Below are 24,136 nucleotides of genomic sequence, written 5' to 3' on the forward strand. Positions count from 1 at the left end.
CAATCACCATCACCACCCACGAAGAAGCCACCTCTCCTTGAGGTGGCTTTTTTGTGGGCTATTTTTCTGCTGCCAGGTGAGCACTTACCTCGCGGAGTGATTGAACAACCGTGTGATCTCGTGGGTCACGGTCAGGGTTGCCGTCGCGAAGGCTGAAGAGTGTGTGCATTCCTGCCGAACGAGCGGCGTCGCACTCGGCGCCGTTGTCACTCACAAACCAAATCTTGTTGGGCGAGCTGTGGAGCTGCTCGGCGATGGTTTTGTAGCTCTCCGCGGATTTTTTAGGGCCGGTGTGGGTGTCAAACCAGTGGCTGAAGAATTTTTCAAGGTCACCCGCAGGGCTGTGCCTGTAAAGCAGTTTTTGAGCTTGAATGCTGCCCGATGAATAGACGGATAGCGTTAATCCTTGCTCGCGCCATTCACGCAGGCATTCAGAAGTTTCTGGAAACAGTTGAGATTTGAGCTCTCCATTTTTGTATCCGTGTTCCCAGATTTTTCCCTGTAGATCTTTGAGTGCTGTTGACTTTTTGTCGATGCTAATCAGGTGTTTGAGGTATTGAATTAATCCGTCTATCTCCTCGGCTTCCCCTTTTGTAACCTGCTGTTTGATCTGGATGCTTTCGGTGGATCGGTCATCCAGCCATTCCTTCTTGGCGGCTTGGATTTGCTCATTGTCAGGGCTCTTGTCCCAGTGTTGTTTGATGTAGTGGCTCAGTTCTTGCTTGGCGAAGGGGAACAAAACGTCGCTGACAAAGCTCACTGGGCATGTTGTCCCTTCGATGTCGAGTAGAAGATGTTGTCGATTCTTCATTGATCTCCAATCTGCATTTGGGTCAATCTCACCTTCAATAGAAATTCCAGGATTTCCAGGTGTCGTTTGCTTGCATCCAGGTCAGCCCCCCACGCGTAAAGGCCGTGCCCGGCCAACAGAAACCCGTAGGGCGATGTTTCTAGAAAGGGTGCGACTGCCTCGCCCAGCTCATCCATCGACTGACTGTTGCTGATCACGGGGATGGTGATGCTGCTGGCGTGGGTGTTGATTCCGATCAGGCCTTTCTGCATTTCCCAGCCCTCCAAGACAATCCCTCCTGTGTTTTCGTAATGGCGGGATAACACCGTTCCGGGAACGGAATGGGTGTGCAGTACAGCTCCAGCTTGGGTTGCTTCAACAATGCGTAGATGCAGCGCTGTTTCGGCACTGGCTTTTCCTTTGCCCGTTAAAACCTTGCCTTGCCCATCCACAACAATCAGCTGATCGGCAGGTACCTGCCCCTTGTCAACACCACTGGGTGCCATGAGCAACTGCAGGGGCTGATGCTGCAGCACCATGCTGAAGTTCCCTCCGGTGCCATCGCACCATCCGCGTTGGTGGATGCCCCGCATCACCTCAGTTAATCGTTCACGCTGGGTTTGGTTTGCGGTCACAATCCGCTGATCCCTCCGTCTTCTATACAGGACATAGCGGCCCACGTGCATTGACGCTTCCCCCCAGTTGCCGCTGGAGCGGTGATCACCTGGAGTTGCTGGATCAGCGACACCTTCCCGCTGCTGTGGTCTTCATGCAATTGCACCGATGGCAGGAGGTTGCTGAGGCGATTTCCTCCATGGCTGTGCGTGGTGCACCCGCGATCGGTATCGCGGCGGCCTGGGGGGTTGTTCTGGCGGCACGCTCCGGAGATGACCTCCCCACTGCGATCCGAGGTCTGCGTGCATCACGGCCAACCGCCGTCAACCTCGCCTGGGCCCTCAATCGGATGCAGGCGGCCCTGGGGTCCGCCGCTCCAGTTGATGTTGATGCGCTCGCCGGTGTGGCCGCTGCGCTTCAGCAGGAGGATCGTCTCCTGACCCAGCGGCTGGTGGATCATGGCGTTTCCCTGTTGGCTCAGGGCTGCCGTGTCCTGCACCATTGCCACACGGGTGCGATCGCTACAGGAGGCGTTGGTACCGCCCTCGGAGTGATTGCAGCCGCCCATGCCCGTGGCCTGCTGTCCCATGCCTGGCTGGATGAAACGCGTCCCCGTTTGCAAGGGGCTGCTCTCTCTGCCTGGGAATTGGCTTGTCTCGGGGTTCCCTGCACCGTGATTGTTGATGGAGCGAGTGGATTGCTGATGCGCCGGGGTGAAGTGGATGCCGTGATGGTGGGCTGTGATCGTGTTGCTGCCAATGGCGATGTTGCCAACAAGATCGGCACTTACAACCTGGCGCTTGTGGCCCGAGCCCACGGCATTCCCTTTTATGTCTGCGCACCTGGCAGCAGCATTGATCGAGCGACGGTTGATGGGGACGCGATCACCATTGAGGAACGCGATGCAGAGGAGATCACCCACGCAAAGGGAGTGGGCATCGCGGCTCCTGGGGCCCAGGCCTGGAACCCAGCCTTCGACATCACTCCGGCTCATCTGGTGACAGGTTTCATCACCGAATTCGGCGTGCTTCGTCCTCCCTATCGGGAGGTTCTCTCTGCGCTTCCGCTGCCCAATCAGCTTTGACAGGTCGGGCACCAGTGGGTGCTTCGGCCCGACAGCTTCTCCCTTTGAATGGGCGTTCCACAGCTGCGGCAGGGTTCTCCTCCACGTCGGTAAACCCAGGCCTGGCCTCCATAGTTGCCATTTACCCCCTCGAGATCGCGGAAATCACTGAAGGTGGTGCCACCGGCTCCAATGCTGATGGTGAGAACATTCACCAGGGCATCCCGCAACCTCTCCAGTTGTTTGAGCTCCAGCTGCCCTGCGGGCGTGAAAGGGGCGATGCCTGATGCGAAGAGGGATTCATCCGCGTAGATGTTGCCCGCTCCAGCCACCAGGGCTTGATCCAACAGCGCTGTTTTGATCGGTCGGCTGCTGCCCTTGAGTTTCTGCTTCAGATAACTGGCGGAGAAGTCGGTGCTGAAGGGTTCAGGCCCGAGTCGCGTTAAGCCTGTGATCACCTCTTCCATCGGTTGGCCCGGAGGAACCCACCACATTTCTCCGAAGCTGCGCACATCCACAAAGCGCAACTCATGCTCTTTTGAGTTCCAGAAGCGAACACGGGTGTGTTTGCACGGTTCTGAGGGCTGCTCATGCCATTGGAATTGGCCGGTCATGCGCAGATGCACACCCCAAACACCTCCTTCGGGCTCCAGGGCTGCCATCAGATATTTCCCTCTGCGCTGCCACTGCCCCACCGTCATTCCGCAGAGGCCAGCTACAAACTCATCAGGACCTCCAGGGCTGGCAATGGCCCTTGGCCTGCAGACTTCAACCTGCGCGATTTTGAAGTCGACAAGACGGTCTGCCAGTCCCCGACGGACCGTCTCGACTTCAGGGAGTTCAGGCAACGGCCTCAGGCCGGCTCGAGTTCCGCTTCGGCGAAATTATTGGTGTTGATGCCACCGTCAACGCCCTGCAGGCCGCTGTAGTTGACCTTTTCGAAGCGAACGACAACGGGGTAGCGGATTCCCGAGGTGTCGATGGAGGCAACGGTGCCAACTTCGTTGAACCAGTAGGACTCAGGACGCTTGATGCGCACCTTGGCGCCGCGGGTGATCGCCATCGCTGGGCATAAGGAGATGCAATCGGAGCGTATCTCGTGGGACGGGTGGTGATGACCGCTGCGTCACAGAATGTCGTCCCTTCGTTGCCGGTATCCCTTTGACGAGTTCCATCGCCCTTGATCCAGATCCGTCGCTGCTGCAACTGGATTTGCCGGATCCGGAGCAGGACGACATCAGCACGATGGAATTTCTGGCCCGCCTGGAACAGGCCTGGGCCGTTTGCGACCGCTTTGACCTCCAGACGGAAATCTGGCGCGGTCGCATCCTCCGCGCTGTGCGCGACAAGGAAAAGCGCGGCGGTGAAGGCCGGGGCGCAGGTTTTCTGCAGTGGCTGCGGGAGCAAGAAATCAGCAAGACGCGCGCCTACGGCTTGATTCAACTGGCGGAATCCGCCGACAGCATGCTCAGCGACGGCACCTTGGAAGAGAGCAGCGTGAATCAGTTCTCCAAGCGGGCCTTCATGGAAACCGCTCAGGCGGTTCCCGAAGTGCAGCTGATGATTTCCGAAGCCGCCAACGAGGGGCAGGAAATCACCCGCAAGCAGGTGCGCCGCCTCACGGATGAATTCACGGCGGCCACCAGCCCTTTGCTGCCGGAGGAAATTCGTCAGCGCACCCAGGAGAACCTGCTGCCACCCCGTGCGGTGGCCCCTCTGGTGCGGGAACTGGCCAAGCTTCCTGAGCCGCAGCAGGAAGATCTGCGCAAGGTGCTCCGCGATGAGCCTGAACTCGACCGGATCAAGGACGTCACCAGCACAGCACGCTGGATCACCAAGGCAACCGAGTCGGGTGTTGCCGTGCGGGCTTTCCAGCAGGGGGAACTGGACCTGGACCGCGCCATGCAGGAGGCCCAGCGCTTGGATGCCCTCGGCCTGCTGGCTGATGCAGTGGGCCAGGCCCAGGCCCTTGAGTCGGCGGTGCTGAAGCTGCACACCTCCTGGCGGCGCTTGGGGGGGCTTCAGGAGCGGCTCTGGGTTGAAAGCGGAAGCAGCACGCCCTACCTGCGCGATGTGCTGAATGCTCTGCAGACCCTCAGCGGCGCCACCATGCGGGTGTCGTTGGGAGAGCTCGCGGGTGGCAAACGGGTGCGGCTCCAGCTGGTGGAGGAGTCCCCCGATCAATTGGATCCGCCACCGCTGGCCTGACTCCAGATCTTGTGCTCGATAATCTGAAGCCTCCACATCTGGTGTGTTCTGGCTTCGCTCGAGCGTGCACTGCAGACCCACTTCGGCTGGGATGGCTTCCGCCCCGGGCAACGGCCCGTGGTGGATGCTGTGCTGGCTGGCAAGGACGCGCTGGCGGTGCTGCCCACCGGCGGAGGTAAATCGCTCTGCTATCAGCTGCCGGCCATGGTGCGCGAGGGCCTGGTGGTGGTGATCTCACCGTTGGTGGCGCTGATGGAGGACCAGGTGATGGCCCTGCAGCGACGGGGAATCGCTGCGGCTTGCCTGCATGCCGGACTCGAGCCAGCTCGACGACAGCAGGCGCTGGAGCAGCTGCAGGACGCCACGCTGCGTCTGCTCTACATCGCGCCGGAACGACTTCAGGGTGAGCAGACCCGGCTGATGCTGGAACGTCATGCCACGGACGGCCGACTGGTGGCACTGGCGGTGGATGAAGCCCATTGCATCAGTGCCTGGGGGCATGACTTCCGCCCCGATTACCGCCGCCTGGGTCAGATCCGCAGGCTCTGCCCGGGAGTGCCGATGCTGGCCCTCAGCGCGACGGCTGCCCCAAGGGTGCGAGCCGACATCATTCGCCTGCTGGATCTGCGTCGCCCGCTCGTGCAGGTGAGTTCGGCCCGCCGGGACAACCTCCACTACACGATGCAGCGGCGCCCCAGGGATCCCATGCCGCAGGTGTTGGAGGCACTGGAGACGTCCCGTGGTGCTGCGCTGATCTACGCCCGCACCCGTCGTTCGGTGGAGCAGTGGGCGGAACGTCTGACTGACCAAGGGGTTGCCGCAACGCCGTATCACGCCGGTCTGGATCCGGAGACCCGCCAGCAGGCTCTGAAGCTGTTTCTTGAGCACGAGCGGCCCGTCCTGGTGGCGACGGTGGCCTTCGGCATGGGCGTTGACCGTGGCGATGTGGGCCTGGTGCTTCATCTCGATCTGCCGGCCACACCTGAGGGCTATCTGCAGGAATCGGGCCGCGCCGGCAGAGACGGCAAGCCGGCCCATTGCCAGGTGCTGTTTTCGCCGGGTGATCGCACCAGCCTGGGCTGGGCCATGCGGGCCTCGACCCGGGGCAGCGATTCCCTGGAGGACCGTCGTCGCCTGGACCTGGCACAGCAGCAGCTGCGTCGCATGGAGGCCGTCGCCGAAGGTGAAATGTGCCGTGAACAGGCGTTGCTGCTGGCTGTCGGCGAGTTGGTGGGTCCCTGTGGTCGCTGCGATCGCTGCGTGGAGTCCCCCAAGCGACGCGACTGGTCAGCTCAGGTGGAAACGCTCCTGGCCCATCTGGCCGAGCAGGACGGGACGGAGATGCGTCGCCTTGGAGAGCACCTGGCTCTGCATGAACCTGGACGCCATGACCGCTGGACCTGGTTGGCCCGTCGGCTCGTGCAAGAGGAGTTGATCCAGGAAAGCAACGACGGTGCTCAGCGGCTTTATCTCCGCGAAAGCGGCCGGAGATTCCTGGATTCCCCCTGGCCGCTCGACTATGCCGCCTGATTCAGATCAGGCCTTGAGCTGACAACGGTCCTTCACCAGGTCTTTTTCGAAGCGGCTCTTCGGTGCTTCCCAGGTTTTCCAGCTCCCATCGGCACCGGTGGCATTGATCTTCTTGGCGGAACAGTTCACAGCCAGATAAAGAGCCTGCCCCTGGGCATTGAGGGTGGGCACCACTTGACTGCCACCCATGGCTTGCCAGTTGCCCCAGTCCACCTGGAGCGGGCCATAGGTGCGCCAGTCAGCCGATTTGGCCAGGGTCTGCTTGGGCTTGGCGGCCTCGACCGGCTTGGCCTTGACCACCGGTTTTTTGGCCTGAACCGGTTTCGTTTGCACTGGCTTGATTTGGACGGCCTTGGTTTGGACGGGCTCGGCCTTGGCTTGAACCGGTTTCGTTGTTGCCGGCTGCATCTGGGTGGCGATGGGTTTCTGGAGGGAGGGATCGGTCAGGTAGAGACGCGTGCCCACCTCCACTTTGTTGGGGTCAATCGGCTGGTTGATGCTGATCAGGCTGGCCACCGGTAGCTTGTAGGCCTTGGCGATCTGCGTGAGGGTCTGCCCTTTGGCAACAGTGTGTTCCGTGGCTCCCGGGATCGGGGTCACAGCCACCGGCTTGAAGGCCGGACGGGGCATCACGGCATTGCTCGGAAGTCGCAGGGTCTGGCCGACCTCAACGTGGTTAGCGTTGCGCAGGTTGTTGAGGGCCATCAGGTCGCGACTGCGGACCTGGTATTGGTTGGCAATGCTGCTGAGGGTTTCACCGCTGTTGACGCGATGGCGGCCCGAGCCTGCAGTCACGGTGGGGCCTGGCACCTGCAGACGGCTCCCGGCTTGAACAAGGTCTGGATTGCGGATCCCATTCATCCGCATCAACGTGCCAACGCTCACCCCGTAGCGGTTAGCGATATCTGAAAGTGTTTCGCCGGACCGCACCGTCACCGAGGCTGCCGTGGCTGACAGGGGGAACCAGGCCGTCAGCAGCAGGGCGGCAAGAGCGGTACGGCGCATTCGTCTCCGGCAGATGCCCGCAAGATACGGTGCCTGGGGTAAAGCGCCAGCCCCCCAGAGCACCTGCTGCAGAAGGGATGTGCAGGTGATGAGTGCGCCTTATCCCGCCAGCCGCTTCAGCAGGTTGAGATCCACCTGGTAGGGCGGGTAGCGCAGCTTGAAATCAAAGCGGAAGGGGCGCTTGAGCACCGCCTTGTGGTGGCTGAACGTGTCGAAGCCGCTTTGGCCGTGGTAGCTACCCATCCCGCTGGCACCGACGCCGCCGAAGGGCAGTTGAGGCACTCCGGCTTGCATCACAACATCGTTCAGGCAGACACCACCTGAACTGGTGGTGGTGAGCACCTGCTGTTGCTGGGCCTCATCACCGCCGAACAGGTACAGCGCCAACGGTTTGGGGCCTTGGCGGATCTCCTGAAGGGCTGTGGTGAGGTCCTCGAGCACCAGCACCGGCAGGAGAGGGCCGAACAGTTCCTCGGCCATCAGCGGATCATTGCGGTCATCCACACGAATCACGGTGGGGGCGATGCGCCGCTGCTCCCGACTGATTTCGCCTCCGATCAGGATGCGCCCATCCGCTCTGGCGGTCTCCAGCAGCTGCTCCAGCCGATTGAACTGGCGTTCATTGATGATCTGCCCCAGCTGATTCGAGTTGAGGGGATCGGCGCCATACATCTCCGTTCGGGCCTCCTCCATCGCCTTCAGCAGCGGTGAACGCAGGGCGGGTTGCACCAGCAGATGGTCTGGAGCGATGCAGGTCTGGCCGGCATTGATCCCCTTGCCCCAGATCAAGCGACGTGCCCCCACCGTGAGGTCGGCCCCCTCAAGAACGATGGCGGGGCTCTTGCCCCCCAGTTCCAGGGTCACTGGCGTGAGATGGGCAGCGGCCCCCTCCAGCACCTTCCGGCCGATGCTGCCGCCACCGGTGAAAAAGATGTGGTCGAAGGGCATGGCCACCAGGTTGGCTGCGACGGCACCATCTCCCTGCACCACCTGCACCACATCAGGCTCGAAGTGCTGAGGGATCAGCCGTGCAATCAGATCTGCGATGGCACTGGCGTGTTCTGAAGGCTTGAGCACGGCCGTGTTGCCAGCAGCCAGGGCACTGATCAAGGGCCGCAGCGTCAGTTGAAAGGGATAGTTCCAAGGTCCGATCACCAGAACGCACCCGAGTGGTTCCGGCACAACCTTGGCCTGGCCGGGGCGCAGTGAGAGAGGCACAGCCACGCGGCGCGGTCGCATCCACCGCTCCAGCTGCCGGCCAGTGAGCTTGAGCTCCTGTCGCAGGGCCACCAGCTCAAAAAAGGCTTCGGTGGGTGGTTTGCCGAGGTCGGCGGCGAGGGCCTCGAGCACCTCCGATTCGTGCTCCTCCACCAGGGCCGAGAGCCGTTGCAATTGCTCTCGGCGCCAGGCCAGGGGACGGGTCAGCCCAGCCCCCACGAGCTCCTTCATCCGGCTCAGTTGCGTTTGGGTGAGGGCCACAGGGCTGACGATCAGGCCAGTCGGGTCTAGCAGTGGTGAATCTGCAACCGGGGGATGACCCCAGCGCTTCCGTGGTGGTCAGGAACGGTCATCTACCAGCTGATCGTTCGCAGCTATTCCGATGGGAATGGCGATGGCACCGGTGATTTCAAGGGGCTTGCGGCGCGGTTGCCCTATCTGCGCTGGCTGGGGGTCAACACCCTCTGGTTGACTCCGATCTATCCCTCCCCCCTGCGGGACGGGGGCTACGACATCACCGATTTCACCGGAATCCATCCAGACCTTGGGGATCTCTCCTCCTTCCATCGGTTCCTCACGGCGGCCCACAGCCAGGGCATGCGCGTGATTTTGGACCTGGTGCTGAACCACACCAGTGACCTGCATCCCTGGTTCCAGCGGGCCCGCTGGGCTCCCAAGGGCAGTCCTGAACGGGATGTGTACGTCTGGAGCGACGACCCCAAGCGCTACGCCGAGGCACCGGTTCTGTTCCGGCACTTCGAGGCTTCCAACTGGGAGTGGGATCCGGTTGCCGAGCAGTACTACCTGCACCGTTTTCTGCGTCATCAACCCGATCTCAATTACGAGAATCCCTGGGTGCAGGACACGATGCTGGAGGTGGTCGACTTCTGGCTGGATCGCGGCGTTGACGGGTTCCGTTTGGATGCGGTTCCGTTCCTGTTCGAGTCAGAGGGCACCCGCTGCGAGGGGTTGCCGGAGACCCACGCCTTCCTCAAGCGATTGCGGGAGCGGGTGGATGCCCATGGCCGTGATGTGCTCTTGCTGGGAGAGGCGATTCAGCCGGTGGAGGAGGCCGCTCCATACCTGTCGGATGACGAACTGCATGGAGCGTTCAACTTCGTGCTCACCGCCCATCTGTTTGCCGCCATTGCTAGTGGCCGCACCCAGCAGCTCGGGGAGTGTCTGATGCAAGCCGAGCAGGCGGTATCTGGTGCTCGCTGGGCCCTGCCCCTGCGCAATCACGATGAACTCTGGTTGGGGGATGGCCATCTCATCAGCGATGAGGTGATTCAGACCATCCGGGTGGGCCTGCCCCAGGGACAGGGGCATTGGTTGAACTGGGGCATCAACCGACGCCTGGCTCCTCTTCTCAATGGCGATCCACGCTCCAACCGGTTGCTGCATGGGCTCCTCTACAGCCTTCCAGGGATGCCCTGCCTGTATTACGGCGATGAACTGGGCATGGGCGACTGGCCCGGTCTGCGGGACCGTGATCCAAACCGCACGCCGATGGCCTGGACGCCGGCCCGCAACGGTGGCTTCTCCACCGCTCCTGATCCGCTGTTGGTGCTGCCCCCGATCACCGCTCCCGGTTACGACTACCGCGTGGTGAATGTGGAGGTGCAGAAGCAGCTGCCGGGGTCGCTGCTGAATTGGCACCGGCGCATGCTCACCTGCCGCCGGCTGCTGCCAGCACTGCGGCATGGAAGCTTCCGCTTGCTGCACAGCCCCCACCCCGGAGTGCTGGTGTATCTCCGCTGCACCGAGGCGATGACGGTGCTCGTGGCCGCCAATGTCACCGCAGCCGGAGCCTCGCTCAGTCTGGATCTTTCGGAGTGGGCTGGCGAGCGCACCCGTGAGGTGATGTGGGGTTGTGAATTCCCCTCTGCTTCGCCGGAGTGGTTTGTGAACCTTCCGCCCTATGGATTCAACTGGTGGTTGATCGGTGAGGTGGACGCGGAGGCTTAAGGCGACTGGAGCCGAATCGGCTGTTGCTGATGCTGAGCGAACAAGCTGGCCACCAGCTCCGCTATCGCGGGTTGCTGGTGCAGGTTGCGACGCACCATCAGGTGCATCGTTTCAGGGGCGTCCGTCAACGGGATGCTGACGATGGAATCACTGCCTCCAGGGAGCGGTACTGAAGACGTGAGCCAGGCCTCGATCACCCGTTGTTCCAGCAAGGTTGCGAAGTGATCGGGCGTGCGGATGCGGGAGCTGCCGACGGTCCAGACCCTTGCGAGGTCTTGAGGGAGGGCGGTTTCAGGACTGAAGGCAGCCTCCAGTCGCAGACCCTGGCCAAGTTTCAGCCGCTCCGCCTGATGCACGCCCCGCTCCAACTGCAGGAGTTGGCAGTCCCCGTCGATCTGCCAGAGGCCATCGTGTTTGAGCACGTCGACACCGAAGGTCTTCGCGCATTTCATGCGAAATCTTGAAGTCTTCTGGTGCTCCTGTCAGAACAATGAGTCGAATTGAGGGATTGCTTTGGACAAGATGCAGGCCAAGATCGCTGCCGTCACCATCTGGAAGATGTAGATCTAGGATGGCTAAATCCACCGGCATGTTTTTGTTGATGGCGATCGCTTGCTCGCACGTTGTGGCTTTCGAGACGGTCGCGATCTCGGAGAAAGCATCCACGATGGTTGCCAGCAGATCAAGCAAGATCTGCTGATCTTCAACAACAAGACAGTGCAAGGATTTCTCGACTGATGATCACAACCTAGGTCGTCTAGTTCGCTTTTACATCTGTTCGAGTTCGTTGTTGACCAGAGGGCTCAGCCGCTCCGCCTCGGCTGCATCGACCATTGCAAGCCGGCAACGGCGGCTCAGAACATCATCGGCGCAGCGGGCGTGCTCCTTGTGGATGGCGTGCTGGATCTCAGCGCGGCAGATCGGGATCACATTGCTCAGTGGTTCGCGTGCCTCCATCGGGGCCTGAGCTACCACCGCCTCGGCGCACAGACCGAAGTTGTGCTGCAGATGCAGGATCTGTAGGGCTCGTTCGGATGAGTCGGGCAGCAGGCCCTCGAGGACCAACGCTTGCTGCTGCAGTTCGACGATGGTCTGCTCAGGCTTGGCGGCTGCCCCAAGCAGCGGCAGGGGTTGGGGCTTCGGCAGCGGTGCTGAAAGCTGGCGTTCCACCGCGGTCAGGGTGTCTTCAGCCATCGGCCGGCAGGTGGTCCATTTGCCCCCCATCACGCTCACCAGGCCGCAGGCCAGGGTTTCCACCTCGTGCTCCCGCACCACACGGCTGCTGTCCATGCCCTGGTCCGCTGGCTTCAGCAACGGACGTCCCCCCGCCCATCGGCTGCTCACCTTCGGATCCTGGAGCTGGGGAAACCAACCACGCACGTAGTTGAGCAGGTAGGCCTCCTCCTCTGGAGAAGGGGATGTGGCGTTCTCCTTCGTGCAGGCTTCATCCGTTGTCCCCACAAGGGTGCGGCCGTGGAAGGGGAGCATGAACAGCACGCGTCCATCCGCGGTGGATGGCACCAGAAGCCCAAGCCCTTCCGGGCAGAGGTTCTGCTCCAGCACGATGTGGGCCCCACGGCTGGTGAGCAGCCTTGGGGGGGCATCAGCCTCTGCCATCTGGCGGATCTCATCTGCCCGGATGCCCGTGGCATTCACAAATGCTGAGGCGCACCAGCGTTCCCGTTGGCCTGTGGCGGATTCACTGATGGCGGCCTTGAGCTGGCCCGTGCCGTCGCTCTCCAGTTCCACCACCCGGCATCGGGTGCGCAGGGTTGCCCCCCGTTGCTCGGCGGTGAGGGCCAACAGCAGGTTGAGGCGTGCATCGTCGAACTGCCCGTCGCTGTAGGCCACGCCGCCTTGACACGGCTTCAGCAGAGGCAGGGCCTGACGCATCTGCTGCTGGGATAGCAGTCGGCTGTGGCCGATGCTTCGCTGACCGGCCAGGGCGTCGTACATCCCAAGACCAAGTCGGTAGTAGGCCTGTCCCCAGAGCTGTTGTGTGGGCAGGGCCAGCTCGAGTCGTTGGGCCAGGAACGGTGCCTGGGCCAACCAGTGGCTCCGTTCGAGCAGGGCTTCCCTCACCAGCCTCAGCTGGGCCAGGTCCAGAGTTTTAAAGGCCAGCTCCAGGTAGCGCACCCCGCCATGGAGCAGCTTCGTGCTGCGGCAACTGGTGCCACCGCCGATATCTCCGGCCTCGAGCAGGGCCACGCTCAGCCCCCGCCGTGTTGCCTCATAGGCCACGCTGGCACCGCTGGCACCGGCGCCGATGACCAGCAGGTCCACCTGGTGATCAGCCATGCCACCCCAGGCTTCTGGAGACGGCGTCTTGCCAGCGTGTGCGCCAGCGGTCGCGCTGGGATGCATCCATTTGCGGGTGGAACAGTTCCGCTCCGTCCCTCCGTGCGGTTGCGAGCTGCTCCAGGTCGCTGATCACCCCCGCCTGGAGGCCTGCGAACAGCGCCACCCCCCGGGCGGTGCTCTCGAGGCTGGCGGGTCGCCGCACCGTCAGACCGGTGCAATCCGCCTGCGCCTGCAGCAGAGGATCGGAGGCCGCGGCGCCACCATCCACCGCCAGTTCACCCAAGCCGCTCCCGAGGGCCTGTTCGGCAAGCTCCACCAATGTCGCTACCGACAGGGCGATCCCCTCAAGTGCAGCGCGGGCGATGTGACCGCGTCCGCTGTCACGGGTGAGGCCCACCAGAACACCGCGTGCCTGGGGATCCCAGTGCGGTGTCCCCCAGCCGGTGAAGGCGGGCACGAGCATCACCCCCCCTGAATCCGGCACCGAACGCGCCAGTTCGTTCACCTGGGGAGCTTGATCAATGATCTGCAGCCCATCCCGGAGCCACTGGATCACAGTGCCGGCGTTGAACAGACTTCCCTCAAGGCAGAAGCTGGGTGCTCCAGCGGCATCCGTCCAGCCGAGGGTGCTGAGCAGCCCTGCATCCGAACGGCGGACGACATCGCCGGTGTTGATCACCAGAAAAGCCCCCGTGCCGTACGTGCACTTTCCTTCTCCGGGCTGCAGACAGAGCTGGCCCAGGGTGGCGGCCTGCTGGTCGCCGAGCATGGCCTGGATCGGCAAGCCTGCAAAGGGAAGGTCCGCAGCCATGCGCCCGAATTCTCCGCGGCAGGGCAGCAGTTCGGGCAGAGCGCTGGCGGGGAGCCCTGTGGGCTCTCGGAACTCATCCACCCAGTGCTGCTGCTCCAGGTCCATCAGCAGCGTTCGGCTGGCATTGCTCATGTCACTGCCGTGGCGCTGGCCGCCGGTGAGTTGCCAGAGCAGCCAGCTTTCCACCGTGCCGAAACAGAGGTCATCGCTGGCCGCGGCAGCCTGGGCGTCGCCGTAGTGGTCGAGCATCCAGCGGATCTTGCTGGCACTGAAGTAGGGGTCGAGCAGCAAGCCCGTGCGCCTGCACCACTCCTGCTCCAGTCCCTGCTGCTTCCAGGCGTCGCAGATGGCGGCGGTGCGGCCGTCCTGCCAGACGAGGGCCGGTCCGCAGGGGAGGCCATTGCTGCGGCGCCACAGCACGGTGGTTTCCCGTTGGTTGGTGATGCCGCAGCTCACCACCGATTTGCGCTGCCCCTCACTGAGCTTCGAATCGAGCTGCACCATGGCCTGCCGCTGGCTGGTCCAGATCTCGATCGGGTCCTGTTCCACCCATCCATCGGCGGGGTAGGAAATCGGCAGCGGTGCACTGGCGCTGACCACCAGATCTCCGGAGCTGCTGAACAGCGCGGCTCTGGAGCTGCTGGTGCCCTGATCGAGGGCCAGAAGGAGAGGCTGTTCAGCCATGGCCAATGTCTTTCTCTCCTGCTAGCCAGGAGATGGCTGACTGCAAAGGTTTTGGCAGCGACCACGCCGTTTCAAGACCCTCCTGCTTGGGTGGCGGACGCGGTGATCTATCAGATCTTTCCCGATCGTTTCCGGCGCAGTGGGCGGGTCGAGGCTCAGCGCCATCTCGCCTTGAAGCCATGGGGTTCCGACCCTTGCGAGGAGGGATTCCAGGGCGGGGATCTCTATGGCGTGATCGATGCCCTGGATGAGCTTCAAGGCATGGGCATCACCTGCCTTTACCTCACGCCGATTTTCAGTTCAGCCGCCAACCATCGCTATCACGCCTACGACTACTTCGAGGTGGATCCCCTGCTGGGGGGCAACGCCGCACTCACGCAATTGATCGATGCCGTGCATCGACGCGGCATGAAGTTGGTTCTGGATGGGGTGTTCAACCACTGCGGCCGCGGCTTTTGGGCCTTTCATCACGTGGTGGAAAACGGTGCGAATTCGCCGTACCGGGATTGGTTCCATGTGCACCGTTGGCCCCTGCAGCCCTATCCCGCCCCTGGCGAGGACTGCGGTTACGACGGCTGGTGGGCCTTGCCGGATCTGCCCAAGTTCAACCATGCCAATCCCGGGGTTCGGGAGCATCTGCTGGCGGTGGGCCGTCACTGGCTCGAGCAGGGGATTGACGGCTGGCGTCTCGACGTCCCTGCCGAGGTGCCGGCGGACTTCTGGGTTGAGTTCCGGCAGATGGTGCGGGCCACCAACCCGGAGGCCTGGATTGTTGGCGAGGTTTGGGGTGATGCGACCCCCTGGCTGCAGGGCGACCACTTCGATGGCGTGATGAATTACCGGTTGGGATGGAGCAGCCTTTGCTGGGCCGCCGCTGAAGCGTTGCGGCGGGACTACCGCAATTCCGACTACCCCCTCGACCCCCTGGATGGGCAGGCTTTGTTGACCATCTGGACGACAACAACGCGTTCCTACCGGGAGGTGGTGAACAGGGCCCAGATGAACCTGCTCGATAGCCATGACGTGCCCCGTGCACTTCACAGCCTCAACAACGACGTGGCGGCCCTGAAGCTGGCCCTGCTGCTGCTCTTCCTTCATCAAGGAGCGCCATGCATTTATTACGGCACTGAAGCTGCCCTGGCGGGTGGTCCTGAACCGGGCCCCTCCAGCGGTCCTGGACCGGCTTGCCGTGAGGCTTACCCCTGGGACGTTCCCTGGAGTGCTGATCTGCGCCCATTCATCCAGTCCCTCGCAGAACTCCGCTCTGCCCATGGGGTCTTGCGCAGGGATGGTCTGCGCTGGTCAGCCCCAGGGGCTGACGTGCTGGAGGGCGTTGCGGATGGACTTCGGGTGGTGGTCAACCGCAGTCACTGCACCCCTGTGCCCCTAACCATCGAGTCGGGACAATCCATCCTGTGGACGCTGGGACGTGTTGACAACAAAAGTGTCAGCCCGCAATCGGCGGCTGTTTTGGGGTCTTAACCCCTCTCCCCCGGTGCCGTGGGGAGCAAGAAAGCCCTTGTCGAGACTTGAACTCGAGACCTCTCCCTTACCAAGGGAGTGCTCTACCGCTGAGCTACAAGGGCATGTGGGGATGGGCCGGGTTGGATTTGAACCAACGTAGGCAGAGCCAGCGGATTTACAGTCCGCCCCCATTAACCACTCGGGCACCGACCCGAACCACACCGCAAGAACTTACCAGTCGGTGTGTCCTTCCCCACGATCTCGATACGATCTGCCGAGCTGAACCGATCTCCAGCCATGCACGTTCTGCTGCTGAACGGTCCGAATCTGAACCTGTTGGGCCAGCGTGAGCCTGGGATCTATGGCCATTCCTCCCTGGCGGACATCGAAGCGGCGCTGACCCGGGAGGCGGAGCAGGAATCAGTGCAGCTGGACTGCTTTCAAAGCAATTTCGAAGGTGCCCTGGTGGACCGGATTCACCAGGCCATGGGCCGCTGCGATGGAATCTTGATCAACGCCGGGGCCTACACCCACACGTCCATCGCCATCCGTGATGCCCTGGCTGGTGTCGCGATTCCCTATGTGGAATTGCACCTCAGCAACACCCATGCCCGGGAAAAGTTCCGCCATCACTCGTTTCTGGCTGAGCGCGCTGTAGGTGTGATCTGCGGCTTCGGACCCTCTAGCTACAGCCTTGCCTTGAGCGGATTGCTCAGCCATCTGCGCCGGAACGCATGACCAGCACTGCTCCACCACAAACTGTTCCCTCCAAGACAGTTCCTTCCAAGGCAGTTCCTTCAAAGACAGTGGCGTCGATCCGCTGGTTGGCTGCGCCCACCAGCTGGAGCTGGGTGGAGCAGGCCAACGCCAGGCCGATGGAGGTGCTGATCGATCACGCCCACTGCGAACGCAAGGCTGCCGGGGCTGCGGTGCAGATGATGTTTCGCTACCTCTGCGAACCGGGTCTGGGTGAAGCCCTCAGCCCTCTGGCGCGGGAAGAGCTGGAGCACTTTGAGCAGGTGCTGGCCTTGATCAAGGCCCGGGGGCGCTACCTGGAACCGCTGCCTTCCCCGGGCTATGGCGCTGATCTGGCCCGGCAGATCCGTAAAGGTGAGCCGCAGAGAATGCTCGACTCCTTCCTGGTGGCGGGTCTGATCGAAGCCCGCAGCCATGAGCGCATGGCACTGCTTGCGGAGCACAGCCCGGATCCTCGGTTGCGGGAGCTTTACAGCGATCTGTTGGCGAGTGAAGCCCGCCACTTCGGCCTGTACTGGGTGTTGTGTGAGCAGCGCTATCCGCGGGAGCTGATCGTTGAGCGCCTCGAAGTGCTGGCCCTGGCCGAAGTGAAGGCGCTGGAAGGGGAGTTAGAACGCCCTGAAGACGTGCGGATGCATTCCTGTGGTGTGGATGCCCCACAGATCAGCAGTCAGATCAGCTGAGCCGCCTCCTGCAAGGCCTCCAGCCTGGATGGCCGAAGCACCCCCTCCACGCCAAATTGGCGCAGCCGTTGTTCGAGGCTGTGGTTGGCTCCGGCGATGAACAGGGTGCGGCCCGCTGATCGTGCTTCCTCCACCATGCGTTCGATGGCGAGGGTTGCGGTGACACCGATGCGGGACACATCGGTGAGGTCAAGGATCAGAACCCTGTAGCTCTGGATCAATCCCATTCGGGCACTGATGCCTTTGGCGGCGCCAAAACTCAGAGGGCCGCGCAGACGAAACAGCATCAAGGCCTTGCCGCAGCGCAGGATCAGGGCTTCCTCCTCCGGGGAAAGATTGGCGTGCAGTGCATCCGTGGCATCGGAGGGGTTGTCCTCTTCCATCCCTTCCAGTTGGGACCGCGTGATCGAATCAACGGTCAACAGGTTGGCCACGAACATTCCCACCAAAACGCCCCAGATCAGGTCCCAGAACACCGTCATCAACAGCACGGCGTACATCAGCGCGGCTGTTTTCGCCGACAGGCGATGGGCGCGAAGCAGAAAGCCCCAGTCGATGATGTCGAGGCCGACTTTGATCAGGATTCCCGCCAGCAGCGCCGTGGGGATCTGTGCCGCAAGGGGGCCTGCCCCCAGCAGCACAAGCAGCAGCACCATGGAATGGGTCATGCCCGACCAGGGCGTCTGACCACCAGATTTGATGTTGATCACCGTTCGCATGGTGGCTCCGGCACCGGGAAGGCCGGAGAGAAACCCGGCCGCGGTGTTGGCGATGCCTTGGCCGATCAGCTCACGGTTGGAGTCGTGGTTGGTTTGGGTGATGTTGTCGGCCACCAGGGAGGTGAGCAACGAGTCGATCGCCCCGAGCAGGGCGAGAACCATGCCGGCTTTCACCAGCTCCGGTATGTGCTGACTGAAATCGGGAACCACCAGTTGCAAGCCCCCCTCGGGGATGGCTCCGATCCGGGCGATGGGTTCAAGGCCCAGCTCCAGCAGTCGGTTGTCGTTGAACAGCAGCAGCGACAACGGCGTCACAATCAGCAGCGCCAGCAGAGGCGTTGGCACCCATTGGCGGATCCGCAGGGGGGTCAGAAACACCACAGCGAGTGTCATCAATCCAACGGCGAGCGCGGCTGGATTCCAGCTGGGGGACTCAATCAGCGAACTCAGGGACGCAACCACGCCGCCCCCGGTGCTCACCCCGATGAAGGGTCCAAGTTGCAGCACAAGGATGATGAAACCGATTCCCGACATGAAGCCGGAGACCACCGAGTAGGGCACCAGGGTGATGAAGCGCCCCAGCCGCAATACCCCGAGCAGGGTTTCGAACACACCACCGATCACCACAGCGGCCATCACCAACGGCAGCATCTCGCCGGCATTGAGATCACGACCGATGCCGATGGCGGCCAGGCTGGAGACGATCCCCGCCACGGTGACGCTCATGGGTCCGGTGGGTCCGCTCACCTGGGCGGGAGTTCCCCCGAGCAAGGCCGCCAGGAATCCAGTCACGATGGCGCCATACAGGCCGTAGATGGCGCCTCCTGGCCCCAGTGCGGCATTGCCGAAGGCCAGGGCAAGGGGCAGCGCGACCACGGCGGCCGTCAATCCTCCGAGAAGGTCGCCTCGGATGTTGCGTTGATGCAGGCCGTGAATCAGTGCCATCTCAGTTCAGACCACTCCAGCGGCTCAAGGCTTCCAGGGACTGAACTCCCACTTTTTGGCGCCCATCGGGGAGAACCCAGGTGGGATAAGCCCTGATTTTTGCGGCGTTGCAGGCTTCGGCTTGCTCCGGCAGCTGCTTGGGCTTGCGGCATTCCACATAGGTCACGTCCGCTCCGGCCTGTTTGCCGAACAGGTTCATCTGCTTGAAACAGGCCGGGCAGGTCCAGGCGCCGTAAAACTTGGCCCCCATCGCATTCAGATGCTGCGTCAGTTCGAGGGCCTGGTGGCTTGAGTCGTGCAGGGGCTCTCCGAGCGTGCTGGCCCAGGGAGCGGCCGAACCAGGCGGGCCACCAACAGCTCCGCCAGCTGCGACCAGCACGGATGCCAGCAGGGATGAAGCCATGCTCCTCATGCTGATGCAGTGGTTGGCCTGAAGCTAGGTCGCATTCAGGCGTTCGGGCTTCCCTCCATGCGGAAGCAACAACGCAAGCCCTGTTGCGGTGAAACTGGGATTACCACTGGATGGGTATGGCAGGCAGCGGATACAAGGACTATTTCCAGGTGCTCGGTGTTGATCGCAGCGCCGATGCCAATGCCATCAAGAAAGCCTTTCGCAGCCTGGCGCGCCAATACCACCCTGACGTCAACCCTGGTGATGCACAGGCTGAAGCGCGGTTCAAGGAGATCAGTGAGGCCTACGAAGTGCTCTCCGACCCCGAGAAGCGGCGTCGTTATGAGCAATTCGGCCAGTACTGGAACCAGGCCGGTGGCATGGGCGGGGGAGCCGCACCCGGGATGGATGTCGACTTCGGTCGCTACGGCAATTTCGACGATTTCATCAACGACCTGTTGGGCCGTTTCGGTGGTCCAGGCGGCGGTGGCTTCCAGGGGGGTGGTTTCCCTGGGGGTGGATTTCCCGGCGGGGGATTCGCAGGGGGCGGTTTCCCGCGTGGTGGCCAGGCTTCACGCCCTCCGGTGAATCTCGATGCCGAAGCATCGGTGAATGTGACCTTTTCGGAGGCCTTTCTCGGTGGAGAACGCAGCCTCTCTGTGAACAATGAGCGCGTTCAGGTGCGCATTCCCGCTGGGGTGAAGAACGGCTCGCGGCTGCGGTTGAAGGGCAAGGGCAACCTGCAACCGGGAACCGGACGCCGGGGCGATCTCTATCTCAACCTCAAGATTCAGGATCACCCGATCTGGCGCCTGGAGTCGGATCAGCTGCGGGCCGATCTCCCCGTCAGCCTCGATGAACTGGCCCTTGGAGGCATGGTTTCGGTGATGACGCCCGATGGTGAGGCCCAGGTGAGCATTCCGGCCGGCACCGCCCCGGGCCGCAGTCTGCGGTTGAAGGGCAAAGGCTGGCCGTCGAAGACCGGTCGCGGTGATCTCCTGCTGACGCTGACGCTGGCCATGCCTGCCTCGTGGAGTGAGGAGGAGCTTCGATTGTTGGAGCAACTGCGTGCCAAGCGCACGGTCCATCCACGTCAAGAGTGGCTTCGTTCGGCGGCCCTCTGATCGGGTGACCCTTACGATCACACCTTGTGTTTGGGTCTGATGGAGCTCACCTACCGCCCCCGTCGTCTTCGGCGTACGCCCGCCCTACGCGCCATGGTGCGTGAGCACAGTCTCTCGGCTGCAGACTTCATCTATCCACTCTTTGTGCATGAAGGCGCTGAGGTCGAGCCGATCGCTGCCATGCCTGGTGCCAGCCGTTGGAGCCTTGCGGCCCTCACCGGCGAAGTGCAGCGTGCCTACGACCTTGGGGTGCGTTGCATCGTTCTCTTCCCCAAGGTGTCTGAGGGACTGAAGACCGAAGACGGGGCTGAGTGCTTCAACGCCAATGGCCTGATTCCACGGGCGATCCGCCAGATCAAGGAAGCCATCCCCGAGATGGCAATCATGACCGACGTCGCCCTGGATCCCTATTCCTGCGATGGTCATGACGGGATCGTCAGCCAGGACGGCGTGGTCCTCAATGACGAGACGATTGAACTGCTCTGCAAACAGGCCGTTGTGCAGGCTGAAGCGGGCGCTGATCTGATCGGTCCCAGCGACATGATGGACGGCAGGGTCGGTGCCATCCGGGAAGCCCTCGACGACGAAGGCTTCGAACATGTGGGCATCATCAGCTACACGGCGAAGTACTCCTCCGCGTACTACGGCCCCTTCCGTGAGGCCCTCGATTCCGCTCCCCGTGCCGCCGGCAGCAAGCCGATCCCCAAAAACAAAGACACCTATCAGATGGATCCCGCCAATGCTCGGGAAGCCATCACCGAAGCCCAGCTCGATGAGCAGGAGGGCGCCGACATCATGATGGTGAAGCCAGGTTTGGCCTATCTCGACATCATCCACCGACTGCGCGAGGAGTCGGAACTCCCCATTGCTGCCTACAACGTGAGTGGTGAGTATTCGATGGTGAAGGCCGCGGCGGAGCGGGGCTGGATCGATGAAAAGGCCGTTGTGCTGGAGACTTTGCTGAGCTTCAAGCGCGCCGGTGCTGATCTGATCCTCACTTACCACGCCTGCGATGCAGCGGCTTGGTTGAAGGAGGCTTGATCCGATGGCAACAGCCGATCAACCCAAGGGTGTGGATCGTCTCGGTCACGTTGCGATCCGTGTTGAGAACGTCGATCGGGCTGTTGCCTTCTACACCGATCTCGGCATGCGTCTGGTCTGGCGTGCCAACGACTGGTGCTATCTGGAAGCCGGGGAAGGTCGCGATGGACTCGCCTTGTTAGGCCCGGATTACAAAGCCGCTGGCCCACATTTCGCCTTCCATTTCCGCGATCGTGCGGAGGTGGATGTGATTCACGACCGTCTCAAGGCGCAGGGTGTGCAAGTTGGTGCCGTCCATGACCACCGCGACGGCACGGCGTCTTTTTATCTGAAAGATCCGGAAGGCAACTGGCTAGAAATGCTTTATGAACCCCCCGGTGGCATCCCCTCCAACTGCAACTGACTTGAGTCAAGAGGCGGACCGGGCTCAGCAGGAAACCCTTGAACTGCTGGAGTGGCATAGGGTCTGTGATCATCTCAGCGGCTTTGCCAGCACCGGCATGGGTCGTGATGCGGCCCGGGTTCAAACGCTGCCCCCCAGCCTGGAGGAGTCGAAACAGCGCCTGGCCGAGACGGTTGAAATGGCGGTGCTCGATGACCTCACTGAGGGGGGGCTCAGCTTCCGCGGTGTGCGGAATCTCGAGCCCGTTGTGCTGCGCTGCAGCAAGGGAGGTGTGGCCTCCGGTGAAGAGCTGCTGGCCGTGGCGGAGACTTTGGCAGCGGCCCGTCGCCTGCGCCGTCAGATCGACGACCCCGAGCTGCGCCCGGTGTGCACCGCGTTGATTGAAACGATGGTGACGCTGCCGGAGTTGGAGCAGCGGCTCAAATTTGCGCTCGAAGAGGGCGGCCGCGTCGCTGATCGCGCCAGCTCAGCGTTGTCGGCGCTGCGGCATCAATGGAACGGTCTGCGCCAGGAACGTCGCGACAAACTTCAGGAGCTGCTGCGACGCCTGGCCCCATCCCTGCAGGACAGTGTGATCGCCGAGCGTCATGGCCGTCCTGTCCTGGCGGTGAAGGCCGGTGCCGTGAGCCAGGTGCCGGGTCAGGTGCACGACAGTTCGGCCTCAGGCAGCACCCTCTTTGTTGAACCCCGCTCGGTGCTCACCATGGGCAACAAGCTTGTGGAGCTGGAGTCCCGCATCCGGGATGAGGAACGCAAGGTGTTGGCGGAGCTGAGTGCTCTGGTGGCTGAAGAGGCGTCCGCCCTCAACCAGGTGGTGGCCGTGCTGCGCGCGCTTGATCTTGCGCTGGCCCGTGGACGTTACGGCCGCTGGCTTGGTGGCGTTGAGCCTCAGCTTGAGGCGGCAGCGGAGGCTCCGTTTCGCTTTTCAGGTCTGCGACACCCGCTCTTGGTGTGGCAGCACAAACGGGCGGAGGGGCCGCCCGTGGTTCCCATCTCGGTGGAGGTGTCGCCGGAGCTGCGGGTGGTGGCGATCACCGGGCCGAACACCGGTGGCAAAACGGTCACCCTGAAAAGCATTGGCCTCGCTGCATTGATGGCACGCGCCGGCATGCTTTTGCCCTGTTCGGGGCAACCTTCCCTGCCCTGGTGTGCCCAGGTGCTGGCGGACATCGGAGATGAGCAATCCCTCCAGCAGAGCTTGTCCACCTTCAGTGGTCATGTGAAGCGGATTGGGCGCATTCTTGAGGCGCTGCAGCGCGGTGGTTCTCCAGCCCTGGTGCTCCTGGATGAGGTGGGTGCTGGAACGGATCCCAGCGAGGGAACGGCCCTGGCCACGGCTCTGCTCAAGGCTCTTGCGGATCGGGCTCGGCTCACGATTGCCACCACCCACTTCGGTGAACTCAAGGCCCTCAAATACGACGACGCTCGTTTTGAGAATGCCTCTGTTGCTTTCAATCCTGAGACCTTGTCCCCCACCTATGAATTGCTGTGGGGAATTCCAGGACGCAGCAATGCTCTGGCGATCGCGACGCGCCTTGGGCTCGATTCGGATGTGCTTCACCAGGCACAGCAGCTTCTGGCCCCAGGGGGTGATGGTGAGGTGAACAGTGTGATCCGTGGCTTGGAGGAGCAACGGCAGCGCCAGCAGGCCGCGGCAGAAGACGCTGCAGCACTCCTGGCACGCACGGAGCTGCTGCACGAGGAGTTGCTGCAGCGCTGGCAGAAGCAAAAGCAGCAGACCGCGCAACGCCAGGAGCAGGGCCGTCAACGCTTGGAGCAGTCGATCCGTCAGGGCCAGAAAGAAGTTCGCACGCTGATTCGCCGTCTGCGGGATGAGCGCGCGGATGGGGAAACCGCGCGAAAGGCTGGGCAACGGTTACGCAGCTTGGAAGACCATCACCGCCCAACCCCTGAACGGCGTGCACCCAAGCCGGGTTGGCGTCCGTCTGTGGGGGATCGCGTGCGCTTGCTCGCCCTCGGCAAGGCTGCAGATGTGTTGGCCATCACCGATGACGGCCTTCAGCTGACGGTTCGTTGTGGGGTGATGCGCACCACGGTGGATCTGGCGGCGGTGGAAAGCCTGGATGGGCGTAAGCCGGAGCCGCCTCCAAAGCCGGTGGTGAAGGTGCAAGCCCGTTCCGTCGGAGGCGGCGGTGCACAGGTGCGCACCAGTCGCAACACCCTTGATGTGCGTGGTATGCGGGTGCATGAGGCCGAAGCGGCGGTTGAGGAATGCTTGCGCAGTGCCAATGGGCCGGTTTGGGTGATCCATGGCATCGGCACGGGCAAGCTCAAGCGCGGCCTGCGCGCCTGGCTGGACACGGTGGCCTATGTGGAACGGGTGACCGATGCCGAGCAGGGGGACGGCGGACCGGGCTGCAGCGTTGTCTGGGTGCGCTGAGCTGTTTCAGGCGCTT

At 62.5% G+C, this 24,136-nt stretch carries 22 protein-coding genes, 2 tRNA genes and 1 pseudogene; 11 read left to right on the forward strand and 14 right to left on the reverse strand.

From position 1 onward, the window contains the following. Window positions 1-58: 58 nt before the first annotated feature. Both mtnC and mtnB read right to left on the reverse strand, forming a co-directional pair. Complete coding sequence (mtnC, locus tag DXY04_RS00095) at window positions 59-811, reverse strand: acireductone synthase (protein ID WP_115160513.1); 753 nt, start codon at window positions 809-811, stop codon at window positions 59-61. Beyond that, complete coding sequence (gene mtnB, locus DXY04_RS00100; protein WP_115160514.1) at window positions 808-1,476, reverse strand: methylthioribulose 1-phosphate dehydratase; 669 nt, start codon at window positions 1,474-1,476, stop codon at window positions 808-810. Before mtnB ends, mtnC begins: the two co-directional genes overlap by 4 nt. On the opposite strand from mtnB, the gene mtnA reads away from it, so the two are divergent. After that, window positions 1,476-2,489 (forward strand): S-methyl-5-thioribose-1-phosphate isomerase, encoded by a 1,014-nt coding sequence (mtnA, locus tag DXY04_RS00105; RefSeq protein WP_115160515.1) that lies wholly within the window; start codon window positions 1,476-1,478, stop codon window positions 2,487-2,489. The genes mtnB and mtnA overlap by 1 nt on opposite strands. Here the strand turns inward: mtnA and DXY04_RS00110 are convergent. Next, entirely contained in the window at window positions 2,480-3,316 is an 837-nt protein-coding gene (locus DXY04_RS00110) for a DNA-formamidopyrimidine glycosylase (protein ID WP_115160516.1), read from the reverse strand. The two genes, mtnA and DXY04_RS00110, sit on opposite strands and share 10 nt — an antisense overlap. Before the next feature lie 5 nt (window positions 3,317-3,321). Further along, entirely contained in the window at window positions 3,322-3,531 is a 210-nt protein-coding gene (locus DXY04_RS00115) for a photosystem I reaction center subunit IV (RefSeq protein ID WP_006851563.1), read from the reverse strand. Between the two features lie 98 nt (window positions 3,532-3,629). Between DXY04_RS00115 and DXY04_RS00120 the strand changes: the two genes are divergently transcribed. Together DXY04_RS00120 and DXY04_RS00125 are read left to right on the forward strand one after the other, a co-directional pair. Then, window positions 3,630-4,676, forward strand: coding sequence for a hypothetical protein (locus tag DXY04_RS00120; RefSeq protein WP_115160517.1), 1,047 nt, complete (start codon window positions 3,630-3,632; stop codon window positions 4,674-4,676). 69 nt (window positions 4,677-4,745) lie between these two features. Further along, window positions 4,746-6,206 carry an ATP-dependent DNA helicase RecQ gene (locus DXY04_RS00125; RefSeq protein WP_115160518.1) on the forward strand — a complete coding sequence of 487 codons (1,461 nt, stop codon included), beginning with the start codon at window positions 4,746-4,748 and terminating at the stop codon, window positions 6,204-6,206. Window positions 6,207-6,212: 6 nt separating this feature from the next. Here the strand turns inward: DXY04_RS00125 and DXY04_RS00130 are convergent, their stop codons facing one another. Next, entirely contained in the window at window positions 6,213-7,211 is a 999-nt protein-coding gene (locus DXY04_RS00130; protein ID WP_115160519.1) for a LysM peptidoglycan-binding domain-containing protein, read from the reverse strand. Between the two features lie 99 nt (window positions 7,212-7,310). After that, a complete protein-coding gene (locus DXY04_RS00135) occupies window positions 7,311-8,690 on the reverse strand; it encodes an aldehyde dehydrogenase family protein (RefSeq protein ID WP_115160520.1) in 1,380 nt (459 codons plus the stop codon). A gap of 54 nt (window positions 8,691-8,744) precedes the next feature. Between DXY04_RS00135 and DXY04_RS00140 the strand changes: the two genes are divergently transcribed. After that, a complete protein-coding gene (locus DXY04_RS00140; protein WP_115160521.1) occupies window positions 8,745-10,397 on the forward strand; it encodes an alpha-amylase family protein in 1,653 nt (550 codons plus the stop codon). Here DXY04_RS00140 and DXY04_RS00145 read toward each other — a convergent pair. The 4 genes and pseudogenes from DXY04_RS00145 to glpK all read right to left on the reverse strand — a co-directional run bounded on the left by DXY04_RS00145 (window position 10,394) and on the right by glpK (window position 14,193). Then, entirely contained in the window at window positions 10,394-10,849 is a 456-nt protein-coding gene (locus DXY04_RS00145) for a hypothetical protein (RefSeq protein WP_244278521.1), read from the reverse strand. The two genes, DXY04_RS00140 and DXY04_RS00145, sit on opposite strands and share 4 nt — an antisense overlap. Window positions 10,850-10,862: 13 nt before the next feature. After that, a pseudogene (locus DXY04_RS12605) lies at window positions 10,863-11,120 on the reverse strand (response regulator); the annotation flags it as partial. A gap of 45 nt (window positions 11,121-11,165) precedes the next feature. Further along, the gene (locus tag DXY04_RS00155) at window positions 11,166-12,695 is read right to left on the reverse strand and encodes a glycerol-3-phosphate dehydrogenase/oxidase (protein ID WP_115160524.1); all 1,530 of its coding nucleotides are present in this window, start codon (window positions 12,693-12,695) and stop codon (window positions 11,166-11,168) included. Beyond that, on the reverse strand, window positions 12,688-14,193 hold the full coding sequence (glpK, locus tag DXY04_RS00160; RefSeq protein ID WP_115160542.1) for a glycerol kinase GlpK: 1,506 nt from the start codon (window positions 14,191-14,193) through the stop codon (window positions 12,688-12,690). The genes DXY04_RS00155 and glpK overlap by 8 nt, the downstream gene beginning before the upstream one ends. 51 nt (window positions 14,194-14,244) lie before the next feature. Here glpK and DXY04_RS00165 point away from each other — a divergent pair, with 51 nt between their 5' ends. After that, on the forward strand, window positions 14,245-15,675 hold the full coding sequence (locus DXY04_RS00165; RefSeq protein ID WP_115160525.1) for a glycoside hydrolase family 13 protein: 1,431 nt from the start codon (window positions 14,245-14,247) through the stop codon (window positions 15,673-15,675). A 32-nt stretch (window positions 15,676-15,707) separates the two neighbouring features. Here DXY04_RS00165 and DXY04_RS00170 read toward each other — a convergent pair. Together DXY04_RS00170 and DXY04_RS00175 are read right to left on the reverse strand one after the other, a co-directional pair. Then, a tRNA-Thr gene (locus DXY04_RS00170) sits at window positions 15,708-15,779 on the reverse strand. Window positions 15,780-15,788: 9 nt separating this feature from the next. Further along, a tRNA-Tyr gene (locus DXY04_RS00175) sits at window positions 15,789-15,870 on the reverse strand. Window positions 15,871-15,954: 84 nt separating this feature from the next. Here DXY04_RS00175 and aroQ point away from each other — a divergent pair. Further along, window positions 15,955-16,395, forward strand: coding sequence for a type II 3-dehydroquinate dehydratase (aroQ, locus tag DXY04_RS00180; RefSeq protein WP_115160526.1), 441 nt, complete (start codon window positions 15,955-15,957; stop codon window positions 16,393-16,395). Further along, the gene (locus DXY04_RS00185; protein ID WP_115160527.1) at window positions 16,392-17,096 is read left to right on the forward strand and encodes a tRNA-(ms[2]io[6]A)-hydroxylase; all 705 of its coding nucleotides are present in this window, start codon (window positions 16,392-16,394) and stop codon (window positions 17,094-17,096) included. Before aroQ ends, DXY04_RS00185 begins: the two co-directional genes overlap by 4 nt. Here the strand turns inward: DXY04_RS00185 and DXY04_RS00190 are convergent. Together DXY04_RS00190 and DXY04_RS00195 are read right to left on the reverse strand one after the other, a co-directional pair. After that, a complete protein-coding gene (locus DXY04_RS00190) occupies window positions 17,084-18,760 on the reverse strand; it encodes a SulP family inorganic anion transporter (RefSeq protein WP_115160528.1) in 1,677 nt (558 codons plus the stop codon). The two genes, DXY04_RS00185 and DXY04_RS00190, sit on opposite strands and share 13 nt — an antisense overlap. Before the next feature lies 1 nt (window position 18,761). Then, complete coding sequence (locus tag DXY04_RS00195; RefSeq protein ID WP_115160529.1) at window positions 18,762-19,163, reverse strand: vitamin K epoxide reductase; 402 nt, start codon at window positions 19,161-19,163, stop codon at window positions 18,762-18,764. A gap of 125 nt (window positions 19,164-19,288) precedes the next feature. Here DXY04_RS00195 and DXY04_RS00200 point away from each other — a divergent pair, with 125 nt between their 5' ends. The 4 genes from DXY04_RS00200 to DXY04_RS00215 are packed head-to-tail and all read left to right on the forward strand — an operon-like array spanning window position 19,289 to window position 24,120. Continuing rightward, on the forward strand, window positions 19,289-20,275 hold the full coding sequence (locus tag DXY04_RS00200) for a DnaJ C-terminal domain-containing protein (RefSeq protein WP_115160530.1): 987 nt from the start codon (window positions 19,289-19,291) through the stop codon (window positions 20,273-20,275). A gap of 39 nt (window positions 20,276-20,314) precedes the next feature. Further along, complete coding sequence (gene hemB, locus DXY04_RS00205) at window positions 20,315-21,316, forward strand: porphobilinogen synthase (protein WP_038557395.1); 1,002 nt, start codon at window positions 20,315-20,317, stop codon at window positions 21,314-21,316. A gap of 4 nt (window positions 21,317-21,320) precedes the next feature. After that, window positions 21,321-21,719 carry a VOC family protein gene (locus DXY04_RS00210; protein ID WP_115160531.1) on the forward strand — a complete coding sequence of 133 codons (399 nt, stop codon included), beginning with the start codon at window positions 21,321-21,323 and terminating at the stop codon, window positions 21,717-21,719. Continuing rightward, window positions 21,682-24,120, forward strand: coding sequence for an endonuclease MutS2 (locus tag DXY04_RS00215; RefSeq protein WP_244278522.1), 2,439 nt, complete (start codon window positions 21,682-21,684; stop codon window positions 24,118-24,120). Before DXY04_RS00210 ends, DXY04_RS00215 begins: the two co-directional genes overlap by 38 nt. Window positions 24,121-24,136 lie beyond the last annotated feature (16 nt).

Origin of the sequence: Synechococcus sp. UW86, from assembly GCF_900474085.1 — a bacterium.
GTDB lineage: Bacteria > Cyanobacteriota > Cyanobacteriia > PCC-6307 > Cyanobiaceae > Parasynechococcus.